This window comes from Nocardia brasiliensis NBRC 14402 (assembly GCF_000308475.2).
Lineage (GTDB): Bacteria > Actinomycetota > Actinomycetes > Mycobacteriales > Mycobacteriaceae > Nocardia > Nocardia brasiliensis.
This window is the reverse complement of record NZ_BAFT02000021.1, coordinates 10,984-22,777: the sequence shown is the minus strand read 5'-3', so window position 1 is coordinate 22,777 and position 11,794 is coordinate 10,984. Positions and strand designations below refer to the sequence as shown.

Below are 11,794 nucleotides of genomic sequence, written 5' to 3'. Positions count from 1 at the left end.
CGCCGCGTGTGCGCGGTCATAGACGACAACCGGCCACCCTCATTCGTGGTCGGTGACCGACCACGGCCCGGCCTGCGCCTCGGCCGCACGCTCCTGCCGCGCGGCGAGCGACTCGAACGACGCCCGTTGCAGCTCCGGCGTTTTCGTCCGGACGTCGGGCAGGCCTTCCACCAGTGACGACAAGCTCGGCAGCCGGGAACGGGTATCGCGGATCGGCGCGATCAGCTCCTCGGCCTTGCGGGCGACCTCGGCGGCGGCATCCTGGGTGGCCTCGGTGACCGCGTCGGCGATCTCGTCATAGTCCAAATCGTCGATGTCGTCGCTGAACTCGGTGTCGATCACGACGCCGTCGGCGTTGACGGTGATCCGTACCCGGCCCTTGCCCGCCGTGGCGGTGGCGGTGAGTTCGACGCGCTTCTGCTGCACCTCGGCGATCGAGCGAATGTGTTGATTGACCGTATCGAGCAGGTCGGCGACGTCGCCCTTGATTCGCTCGTTGTGCACGTCGAGTTCCTCCTGCCGCGAAGAAATGTGAGTCCGCGATGCGTGGGTACGCATCGATTATTGCGTGAACCTATCACGACGTGTTGTCGGAAATACCGCCATTATGTCTTTATGAGGTAATAGTTATGCCCCGGCTGTGCGCTGTTACGCGGATATTATTCCGGACTGACCTTCATGGTGTTGAATCCCAACAGTGGCATATGCTCGACGCGGCGTTGCGGAGAAAGAATTCAGCACATGAACGATCCCCAGCAGCAGAACCAGGCCGGGGAAGGCGACGCTGTCGACGTCGGCTTCCGGCTGGGCGGGGCTGTCCCGCCCAGCGCGCAGGCGGCTGGTGATCCCGTCGTACCAGGGGCCGACGGGCACGAGCCGCCCGCCGATTCCGACGTACCCGAACCGGACCAGGGCGACGCGACGCAGCCGGCGGCTGCGCGGTCGGCCGAAGAAGAGCAGGCCACCGAATCGGCGGCGCTCGCGGAGCGAGCCGTCGAGGAGCAAGCGGTCGAACTCGCGCACCGCATCGCGCGCGAACTCGGCGTGGCGGGCCCGGAAGGGTGGCGCTCGCTGGAAGCGGTCTTCGCGCTCACGGTCGCCGGTGGCGTGGCCTACGTGCTGTATTACGACGACGACGAGCAAGTGTCCCGCGCCGAGCCGCCTGCCGCGGTCACCGAACTCGTTCTGCTGCATCGTGATGTCTCCGCGCAGCTCGGTGACGGGCCCTGGTGGCGGATGGTGGTCCAGCTCGAGGCCACCGGCGAGGTCGAGGTCGACTATGACTATGGTGACGACCCGTTCCCCGACGATCAACTGCTGACCGCCGAGGCGTATCAGGCCGACCTCGCCGCGTTTCCGCGCGAGCGAATCCCGGTGTGGCTGGCCGCCTACGTCTACCATGACGAGCGCCAGTGGCGTTCGCCCGAGCAGGCCGCCGCGCAGGCCCGCGCCGACCGGGACGCGAATATCGCCGCTGTGCTCTCGCGGGACGACCTGCCGCCGCTGCCGGTGCTGTGGGCCCGCTGGGCGACGATCGCCGCGGCCTTCGTCGCCGTCGGCTCCGGGCTCGGCCCGCGAATTCGCCCCTCGCTCGGCATCTTCGAAGGCGCCGCGCGCAGTGGCTCCACCCTGTTCGTGCTGCCCGGCGGGCGGGCGGTGCTCTCCGGCGGGGTGTGGAACGCGCCCGAACTCGACGCGGCGTACAACGACGGCGTGGAACTGCCTGACCTGTATGCGGGCGCGCCGGACTGGGTGGCCAATCAGGTGCTCAATGCCCGTGCGGCGCAAGGCATGCTGTCGTTTTGCTACTGGTGGTCCAATGGCAGTTGGCATCGTGCGGATTCACCGGATGCCGAGCAGATCAGCGCCGCCGTGCCGGGCGTGTGGACGACGCAGACCGTGGCCGACATTGTGTGCGGCGTGGCGGTCAACGAGCCGACCGAGCAGCAGCGGCAGGCGGCGATCACCCTCGTCGCGGCCGCCGAAGCCGGTGTGGTGACCCGGGATACCCTCACCGCCCTGTTCGATGGGTCCGGCGACAATATCGACGGCGCCATGTACCAGCTGTCGCTGGCCGGCCTCACCGCGACGGTGATCGAGCGATTGCCGCAGGACCGGGCGATCTCGCTGGTGCGGACGCACATCCTCGGCCTCGGTGTCGATACCACCGGCTATCCGCTCGATCAGCTCACCGCGGAGCGCCTCGAGGTCGGCTGGATGGTCTTCGTGCCCACCGAACCGGACGAGATCGCCATCGGCCGCGCCCTCTTCTACATCGCCGACGACGGAGTGATCGAACAGTCGTCCTCCTCGATGCCACCGTCGGTCTACTCCGAAGGGTTCGAACAACGCTTCATGGAGCGGCAGACGAGGACGGGCCTGGCTCTCATGAGCTGACAGAAGGCCAGACCCACGACGACGTCGCAACCAAAGGAGCATGATGACCGAACCCGTCAAGATCGAGGTAACAGGGCTGCGCGCTTCCGCTGCGAAATTCGACGACGTCGCCGACAAGACGAAGCACCTGCTGGACACGCTGAAGTCGACCACCGGCAGCAAGGGTGAGGCGTGGGGTAACGACAAGAGCGGTAAAAAATTCGCCGACGGCGAAAAGGGATACAAGAAGAACCGCGACAGCATTTTCGAATCCATCGCCAAGGTCGCCGAGGTTTTCGAAGCGAACGCGAAGAATCTGCGGGATTCGGCGAAACTGTATGAGGAGAACGAGCAGGAAATGGCCGATAACCTGCGGCCGCGGGCCAAACGAATGGTCTCGCTCATGCGGCAGACGCAGCCCGATCGAATGGAACGCGGATAGGCGGACGTGATCCGAAACGATCGAAAGGCTTCTGGTGGCGAATGAGCGGTTGCGGGCCGATGCCGCGATGATGATGGAGGCGATGTCGGAACAGATGCAGGGTCTGGCGAAGCTGCATCGCGACCGTGCCCGGCTCACCGCGACCGTGACCGCGTGCGACAAGCGGATCACGGTGACCGTCAATGCCGATGGCATTCTGATCGAAACCAAGTTCGCCGACGATATCGGCGACCTGACCCACAGCGAGATCGCCGGGGCGATGACCGAGGCCGTGCAGGCCGCCGCCAAGAAGGTGCACGAGCAGGGGCGACTGCTGATGGAGCCGTTGCGCGAGCGCAAGGCCAGGTTGCCGCACCTGTCGGACCTGATCGAGGGCGTCCCGGATACCAGGTCGATGATTCCGACCCCGCCGGTGGTGTCGACCGCACCGCCGAATTCCCCGGAACGCCGTTACGACGACGAGGGCACGGTGTTCGGGGACGTGCAGCCGCGCGGGCGCCGGTCGGTGGTCAGTGATCTCGACGATTGAGGTCGTTGCGGGATGAGTCTGTATCTGCCGCCAGAGTTGAGCTGGTTGGGTTGGATCGCCGGTGGTACGTGGCCCGAGGGTGACGAGGACAAGATCTGGGCGGTCTCGGACGCCTACAAGGACGCCGCCACCGCGCTGCGGACGGTGATTCCGGATATCGAGGACGCCAAACGTACCGCGGTCGCCGCCTACCCCGAAGGCGCGGGCGGGGAGAAGATCGCCGCGATGTTCGACCAGATGCTCGTCGGTGATCAGTCGATGGAGTCGCTGGCGAATTTCATGGATCAAATCTCCGACGCCGCCTTCGATTTCGGTACGCAGATCGAAGCCGCGAAGCTCACCACGATCATCTCGTTGATCGCGTTGGCCATCGAAATCGCTTGGGCGTGGATGTTTCCGCCGACCGCACCCGTGGAGGAGGCGGCCGCGCAAGTGGCCACCCAAACCGCCCTGCGCCGCATGCGGACGCAGTTGCAGAATCGAATTCTGGCGAAGGCGCTGTCGGTCTTCGGCGAGAAGTTCGCCGGTCTCAGCAAGAACTGGATCCTGAAGATCCTCGAGGCCATGCTGATCTCCGGCGGGATGGACGCCGCCGTGCAGCTCGGTCAGATGGCCGCCGGGCATCGCAAGCATTTCGGCTGGGAGCAGTTCGGCGCGGCCGTGGTCTCCGGCGGCGCCGGTGCGCCGTTCGGCCGGATCGCGGCCAACGGCATGAACAAATACACGATCAAGTTCGCGGGGGACAAGATCGGTAACCCGTGGGTGCGGGGCTTGAACGGCGCGGTCGTGGGAATCGGGTCCGGCACCGTGGAATACGGTTTCGGCAGTATCGGTGCCGCGGTGGTCACCGGTGATTGGGCCGGGACGCTCGGCAACCCGGCCGGCTGGGTCGGCGGCGCCGCCCGCGGCGGGATCACGGGCGGCTTCAAGGGTTTCGTCGGCATCAACCGGCTCGACAACCGGAGCTTCGAGATCGACTGGAAGTCCCCGGGCGGGACGAATCACGTACCCGGGCGAGACGGTTCCTCGTTCGACCACGGCAGGTTCGAAAACAACGGTGTCCGTGATGGTTTCGGCGGCGACGGTACCTCGTCCCAGCCGCCGCCCGGCGGGAACGGATCGCGCTACGACGAGCCGCCCGCGACCTTCCCCGCGGGGTCGACCGACAACCGGGCCGGGGGACCGCTGGATCCGTCTCCCGACGGTGGCCAGCGCAGGGACTCGAACGGCAACTCGTGGACCAACGGGCAGGGATACCCGGCGAATACCCACAACGGTAGCCAGCCGGGTGGTTTCGGCGATTCCGGTCGGAACGGCTCGACGTCCTCCGGCAACGGATCCCAGGGCGGCCGCACCGGTGACGGGCAGTCGTCGGGTTCGTCGACGAACCGGTCGTTCGGCTCCGGCGACGGCCGCGGTGCGTTCCCTGCATCCTCGACTCCGTTGTTGCACAACGGTAATTCGTCCGTCTCGAACGGCTCGTCGCCCTCGGGTTCGTTGTCCGGCGACAGCCGCAATTCGTCGGTGAGCGGCCCGCCGAGCGAACGGTCCGTGGGCAGTTCCGGAAACAGTGGCGGTGGCCAATTCGGTGCACGTCCGGTGCTCGGTGGCGATGGTTCGTCGCAGTGGCAACGCCTGCCGTCGGAGGACGGCACCCGGTCTTCGTCGGGGGCGTCCTCGCAAACGGGCAGTGTTTCGGGACAACCGCCGCGCCCGCCCGCTTCGGTGTCGGATGTGAGTTCGGTGGGCTCCGGACAGCCGCCGCGGTCTTCCGCTGTGTCAGACGTGAGTTCGGTGGGTTCGGGTCAGCCGCCGCGGTCGTCCGCGGTGTCGGATGTGAGTTCGACCGGGTCGGGTCAACCGCCGCGTCCGCCTGCTTCGGTGTCGGATGTGAGTTCGGTGGGTTCGGGTCAGCCGCCGCGGTCCTCTGCCGGTTCGGAGGCGAGTTCGAGTGGTACGGGGCAGCCGCCGCGCTCGTCTGTCGCTGCGGAAGCGGGCTCGACCAATACGCCGCCACGTTCACCTGTTGCCGCAGAATCGGGTTCGGGTGGTTCGAGTCAGTCGCCGCGGACGTCCGCCGGCTCGGAGACCTCGAGCGGGTCGGATCAGCCGCCACGGCGCACTGTGGGCGCGAACCCCGAAGGGCAACAACATCGTCCGCCCGCCTCGGAGCCGAATTCGAACATCCCGAAGCAGCCGCGTCCCGCACTGCCGCACCCTGGCCCCGGCGATCAGTCGCCGCCGGTGCGGCGTGGGCCGGAGCCGAACGTGAGCGCGGGTGTGTCGCCTCGATCGCATGATGCCGATTCGTCGGCGAGCGGTCCGGCGCAGCGGCCGAGCGAGCGCCCGACTCCGGCACCCGAGGGCGATCGTCCCGCACCGCGGCCCTCCGTTCGACCGGACCAGCTTTCGGACCCGGGTGGACCGCGCGGGCACGACACCGATGTCCCGGATGGCCGTGGTGACCGGGTCTTCGAAGGCGATGGGGAACACCCCAATTGGGTGCGCGAAGGGGACGAGGTGCGGATCACCTCGCCCGACGGCACTGAACACCGAGTGGACGCGCAGGGGAACATCGTCATCGGGCGTCCAGACGACCCAACCCTGGTCAAGATCGGCCCGGACAATTCGGTCGAGTTCCTGCCCAACAACGGCAATCACGCTGTGGCGGAACCCGGTCCACGGGCCGATGCGCCGAAGGGTCCGTCCCGCAGCGAGTTCGGCTTCGGCCGCAGTGACGGCACCCAGCACACGGTGTTGCCCGACGGCTCGGTGCGCACGACCTCGCCGGACGGGTCTACGACGATCGTCAAACGCGACGCGAGCGCGGAGTTCCGTTCACCGTGGGACGACCGGACCCATTTCGATCCGGACGGCACCAGCGTCCAGACGCGGCCGGACGGCCCGACGGTGGTCACCAAGCCCGACGACAGCGTGCACATCGTGCCGAACGACCAGGCCGGTCGGGAACGGGATGGGGACGGCAACGTCGTCGTCACCTCGCCGGACGGCACCCGGCATGTCATCGGCGAGGACGGGTCGATCCTGGTGGGTCGCCCCGACGATCCGCAGCTGATGAAGATCGGTGCCGAGTACGGGATCGTGTTCGTCGGCCCGGATGGCACCGGCCCGGCGGACCGCACCGGCGGCAAGGCAGGGGAGCGCGGCGGCATCCAATCGCCGACCTTCACCCGGCCGGATCGGGTCTCGCACACCGTGTTCGAGGACGGCTCGGTGCGGACGAAGTCGCCGGACGGCTGGACCACAACCGTGAAGCCGGACGGTACAACGGAATTCCTCTCGCCCACCGGTGAGAAGACCGTGTACAAGGTGGACGGCACCGTGGTCGAGTCCGGGCCCGGCAGGCCCACCGTGATCACCGGCCCGGACGGGACCAAGCAGACCGTCGAACCCAATGGCGCCGTCACGGTCGAACTGCCCGACAACACCAAGCATGTGGTGTTCGACGGCACGGACGTGCAGGGTGGCGGGCGCACCGAGCATCCCGACGGGACCGTGCTCCACTACGACCACAACGACACCCTGAACATCGGGCTGCGTGATCGGCTCGGCGGGTTCGACCAGGACGGTCCACGCAAGCAGGGCACCATCCAGATGGATCGGCCCGACGGCACCGGCTTCGAGTCTTCACCCAAGGGCACCAAGGTGTTCGACAGCGACGGCACCGTGTACGAGCGTGGACCGCGCGGCTCGGTGCGCGTCACCGCGCCGAATGGGCAGACCGAGTCGCGGCAGCTGAACGAACCGATCGAACTGTCCAACGGCGCGCAGTTGGAACGCACGCCGCAGGGTCTGCGGGTCGTGCACGAAGACGGGTCGGTCTCCGAGGTCGGGCCCCGTGGCGTCAGTTTTACCGATGGTGACGGCACCGTGCGTGGGATTCGCAGGGACGGAACCGCTTTCGTCGACGGTACCGAGGTACGCGAGATTCGCGGGGACGGAGCGGTCCGGATCACGGAGAACCAGACCGCGTGGGGCAGCAGGCCGGACGGCACCACCTGGACGGTCGACGACAAGAACAAGGTGCACGTCGCCGACCCGGACGGCGCCGTCGCGCCACCGGCCGATCCGCAGAGCGGTTACGTCCAGGGCCAGGACCTCACTGCCAAACCACGACCGCCTCGCACCACCGAGAACGATCCGATGCCTGATCCCTATAACGCGCCGACCGCGCCGGACACCGAAGACTGGATTCCGCAGGAGTACAAGGACGAGCTGAAGTACAAGGGCATGCAGGTGCCGCCGGACGACCCGCCTTGGGATCCGGCGCAGCAGTTCTACTGGGGTTCGCCGGATCAGGATTATTGGGGTCCGTCGGACGAGTACTACTGGGGGCCGCAGGATCAGAATGAGTCGGGGCCGCCGAACACGGAGGTGCAGGGGCCGTCGGGTGCCGACGGGGCGGTGAATCCTGGTCCGGAGGAGCACGTTCGGAGTTCTGGACCGGGCAGGAACGACGAGCGCCGGCAGTCGGGGGATGGCGGTGGTTCCGGCAGGTCGGGCGCCGGAGGCGGTTCCAGCGCCGACGGTCCGCGCGATTCCGGTGACGGCGAGGTATCCGGCGACGATGGCGCCGCCGGTGCCGATCGCGACTCGTCGGGCAGCGACCAGACGCCGCCGGAGGAGCAGCAACCTCCGCAACTGGACCCGGAGATGTTGTCGCGGATGCTGCAGAACCTGCACGGCGCGGACGGGATGCTGCCGCCGGGCGGGGAGGGCTCGCTCGGGCCGTCGGAGCAGACCGGATCGGGCGAGGAGACGACGGGGCAGGACGGGCCGTCGCCGGACTTCTGGCGGTTGGGGTCCGGAACAGGCATGCAATCGCCCTCCGGTGGTTCCCAAGGCGATTCGGGTTCGCCATCCGCCGGCGGCGCGAACGGCCCGGTCCGGCCTGACCCGTCCGCACTGCGCGCCGCTCTCGACCGCCTGAACGGTGCGGTTACCGGCGGGACAGGTGCGGGTACCGGCGGCGCGGGCACCGACGGGACAGGCCAGCAGCGAGGAGCGAATCAGTCGGGCTACTCGAACCGCCCCGGCACGGGAAACAACTCAGGCCAACAGCACGATTCGACCGGGGCCGACCGGACGGGTGCGTCGGAGCGATCGGGCACGACCGACGGCGGCAAGACGTCGGATCGCACCGGTGCGCAGCATGGTTCGGATCGGCAACAGCCCGGTGATTCGAGAAATACTGGTGGCGAAAGCAATTCGAATGCGCCCGGCAAGCACTCCGGTGTCGGCGACAACGCGGACGCTTCCGGTGCAGACAATCGCACCACGAAGGATGGCGCGGACTCGTCCGGGCGCACCGGGAACGGCGATCAGTCGAACACACCGGGCTCGGGTGAGCGATCGGGCGCGCACGGAACCGATGCGGGCGGGGCGCGGAACTCGGATCAAACGTCTGGACCCGAGCATTCGAAAATCCCGGAGCAGCACGGAGAGTCCGCATCGGACCGGGACGGAACGCCCGGGACGACACCGCTGCGCCCGCCCGCGTCCCCGCTGCAAGACGGCCATGCGCAGTCGGGATCGTCTTCGCCCACCGGGACTCCGGCGTCTCCAGGCATGGCGTCGCCCGGCATGACGCCACCGGGGGCGACGTCGCCTGGCTCGGCATCTTCCGGCAATGCCGCCGGATCGCCGCCGAAACAGTCCCGCCGGCCGCGCAAGAAGGACAAACAGCGCAAAGCACCGAAACCGTTTCTGCTGCCCTCGCCATTCGAGGCACCCGAGCAGCGTGCCGGACCCGACGAAACCGCCGATGTCCCCTTCACTTTGGGGGCTTCGGCCGCGGTAACCGAACCGGTGATCGACACGCGAACGACCACGAAGACCACAAGGAGCACCACAGATGGCTGACGAAAAAAAGGGCTCGACGATCGACGACAACAGCAAGACAAGTCGTCAGGACTGGAAGGACTTGCGCGCGAAGGCGGACGCGGGCGGGTTGAAGGCCAACACGGTGGGGCTCGACCCCAAAGTCTTCGCCCTGTGCGCGCAGGCCTGCCACGACATGATCGGAAAGCTCGACTGGTACAAGCAGTACATCCATGACTCGTACATGGACAAGATGCGGGACTTTTCCGATGAAACCGGTGGTAAGTCGCTGACGCGACGTTTCGAACAGAAGGCCACCGATGTCATCGAAGCCATGGATCTCATGAAATGGACCATGGAGGATATGGGTGACACGTTCATCCGTTCGTGCAAGTTCTACTTGTCGACCGAGGACACCAACAAGGCCGGGTTCGACAAGATCGGTGACCTGCAGAAGGTCGAGAAGATACCGCCGAGGGCGGCCCCGCCGACCAACCTGAGCCCTCCCGGACGCGGCGAGCATCCCACGGCGCCGGCGCCACCGCCGAGCGCGGACAGCGGCACTCCGATTGCGATCGAAGCAGGTGAAGGCTGGAGTTGGAATCGCTTCTACGATTTCCGGCAAGCGCTGGAGGGCAGTGACCATACGGCATACAACGCCGGTTTCCGGTATAGCTGGCTGGCGGAGAAACTAGGCGGTGACCTGGAGGAGCTGAACGGCTACCTGAAGCAGGTCAAGGCTGAGATGTGGACCGGTGACGGTGCCGACCTCGCCATGAAGGCGGTGACGCGTTTCACCGAAGGTTCGAAGGCCCTGGTCGACACGATGACGAATCTGAGCACGAATCTGGTGTATTGCTCGAAGTGGATCTTCGCCATGTACAACGACACTCCCGGTCAGAAGTGGGAGTACACCAACCCGGAATGCAAGCGGGAGGGCTGGCTCGACGGCTATCGCGCGACCTACGCGGCCGTCTACCGGCCGGGCATCGAAGGTGCGGTGAAGGCGATGCCGCCGGTGGTCGGGGTCGGCAAGGTCAAGGAGCCGCCGCCGGAGGAGAAGAAGCCGGAGGAGAAGAAGAACGAAGGTGGCGGTAACGGGAACAACAACGGTAACAACAACGGGAATGGAAACAACAACGGCAGCGGCAACAACAACGGCAACAACAACGGCGGCGGAAACAACAACGGAAATATCGACAAGAACAGCCCCGAGTACAAGGCCGGCTACCAGGACGGTTACAAGCAGGGGCTGGAGGATGCCAAAGCCAAGGCCAACGGGAACGGCAACGGCAGTGGCAGTGGCAGTGGCGGTAGTGGAAACAGCGGCGGTAGTGGAAACAGCGGGGGTAGCGGCAACAGCGGTGGTAGCGGTGGCCCCGGCAACATCGACAAGAACAGCCCCAACTACAAGGGCGGCTACGAAGACGGTCACAAGCAGGGGCTAGGCGACAGCGCGGGCCAGAACAGCGGTGGGTCGAGCGGGCCGGGTCCGGAGAACAAGAAGGTCAACCCCTCCGGTTACGGTGGCGGCGATGGCAGCAAGGACAGCTCGGGCAACAATTCCGGTGGTGGCAGCGGCAACTCGGGCCAGAGCGGCAGCAGCGGACCCGGACCCACGAACCACAACATCCCGAATATCCCGGAGCCGCAGCAGAAGATCCCGGAACAACGAAAGCCCGAGTATCCGCCGACGAAGCAGCCGAACGGTGGCCAGCCGCCCAAGGGCTCGCCCCAGGACCTGTTGAACAAGCTGCTCCGGGGCGAGAATCCGCTGAAGGATCTGAGTCCGGAGGCGTTGCAGAAGATCGGCGCGGGCCTGCTCGGTGGCCTGAGCCCGGAATTGCTCAAGCAGATGACGCCGGAGGGTTTGCAGAAGCTGGGTTCCGATCTGCTGAAGGGGATGAGTCCGGAGGACCTCAAGCGGTTCGGGGCCGACATCATGAACGGTCTCAGCCCAGAGGGCTTGAAGCAGCTGAATCCGGAAACCTTGAAGAACCTGGATCCGGAGACCTTGCGGAACCTGAGCCCGGAAACGTTGCGCGATCTCGGCCGGGTGCTGCCGCAGACCCCGGGCGGCGCGGACCTGATCAAGGCGCTGGCCGACGGATTGAGCGGAATCACGAAGACGATCGGCGACGTCGTGAAGACCGGCACCGAGATGATCGCCGGACTGGCGTCCAACGGCATGCTCGGCATCCCGGGTCTCGGCGAACTGCAACCGATGAATATGGCGTCCTACAGCGACGCGGTCCCGAGCGATCTGTCGACCTTGCTGAAGAACGGTGCCGGCCTCGCCGGCGGTGGCGGCCCGGGGCCCGGCCCCGGTGGCGACATCAATACGCCGCTCAACGCGCACACCCAAGCCAACCCGGCCGAGTCGTCGAAGTTGTTCCCGCGGGCGGCGATCAACCCCAGCGTGAACATGGCGCAAACCGGGCCAGGACCCCGGTGCCTCCTCTGCGGGCATGCCCATGGGCCCTGGGCCCGGGCCCGGCGGTCAGGGCGCGGGCGGGGAGTACAAGCGGGGCAAGTTCCTCGATTCGGTGAACAACCTGGATGACGCCCTCGGGCCGGACATCGCGCGGTCGAAGCCGGTGATCGAG

General features: G+C 66.8%; 6 protein-coding genes. 5 read left to right on the top strand and 1 reads right to left on the bottom strand.

What is annotated here, in order from left to right; translation table 11 throughout:
- Positions 1-39: 39 nt before the first annotated feature.
- A complete protein-coding gene (locus TY25_RS04940; RefSeq protein WP_042254419.1) occupies positions 40-504 on the bottom strand; it encodes a YbaB/EbfC family nucleoid-associated protein in 465 nt (154 codons plus the stop codon).
- Between the two features lie 237 nt (positions 505-741).
- Between TY25_RS04940 and TY25_RS04935 the strand changes: the two genes are divergently transcribed.
- The 5 genes from TY25_RS04935 to TY25_RS40340 are packed head-to-tail and all read left to right on the top strand — an operon-like array spanning position 742 to position 11,751.
- Positions 742-2,397, top strand: coding sequence for a hypothetical protein (locus TY25_RS04935; protein ID WP_042254408.1), 1,656 nt, complete (start codon positions 742-744; stop codon positions 2,395-2,397).
- Between the two features lie 43 nt (positions 2,398-2,440).
- On the top strand, positions 2,441-2,818 hold the full coding sequence (locus TY25_RS04930; protein ID WP_162184181.1) for a WXG100 family type VII secretion target: 378 nt from the start codon (positions 2,441-2,443) through the stop codon (positions 2,816-2,818).
- A gap of 34 nt (positions 2,819-2,852) precedes the next feature.
- The gene (locus TY25_RS04925) at positions 2,853-3,347 is read left to right on the top strand and encodes a YbaB/EbfC family nucleoid-associated protein (RefSeq protein WP_052382806.1); all 495 of its coding nucleotides are present in this window, start codon (positions 2,853-2,855) and stop codon (positions 3,345-3,347) included.
- Between the two features lie 12 nt (positions 3,348-3,359).
- Positions 3,360-9,230, top strand: coding sequence for a WXG100-like domain-containing protein (locus TY25_RS04920; RefSeq protein WP_042254406.1), 5,871 nt, complete (start codon positions 3,360-3,362; stop codon positions 9,228-9,230).
- Positions 9,223-11,751: a hypothetical protein gene (locus TY25_RS40340; RefSeq protein ID WP_052382805.1), complete on the top strand. Its 2,529-nt coding sequence runs from the start codon at positions 9,223-9,225 to the stop codon at positions 11,749-11,751. Before TY25_RS04920 ends, TY25_RS40340 begins: the two co-directional genes overlap by 8 nt.
- The last annotated feature ends 43 nt before the right edge of the window (positions 11,752-11,794 follow it).

What these genes read in the sequence shown, in the direction of transcription:
- TY25_RS04935 (WP_042254408.1), top strand. Translation starts at nt 742, where the DNA reads ATGAACGATCCCCAGCAGCAGAACCAGGCCGGGGAAGGCGACGCTGTC.
- TY25_RS04930 (WP_162184181.1), top strand. Translation starts at nt 2,441, where the DNA reads ATGACCGAACCCGTCAAGATCGAGGTAACAGGGCTGCGCGCTTCCGCT.
- TY25_RS04920 (WP_042254406.1), top strand. Translation starts at nt 3,360, where the DNA reads ATGAGTCTGTATCTGCCGCCAGAGTTGAGCTGGTTGGGTTGGATCGCC.
- TY25_RS40340 (WP_052382805.1), top strand. Translation starts at nt 9,223, where the DNA reads ATGGCTGACGAAAAAAAGGGCTCGACGATCGACGACAACAGCAAGACA.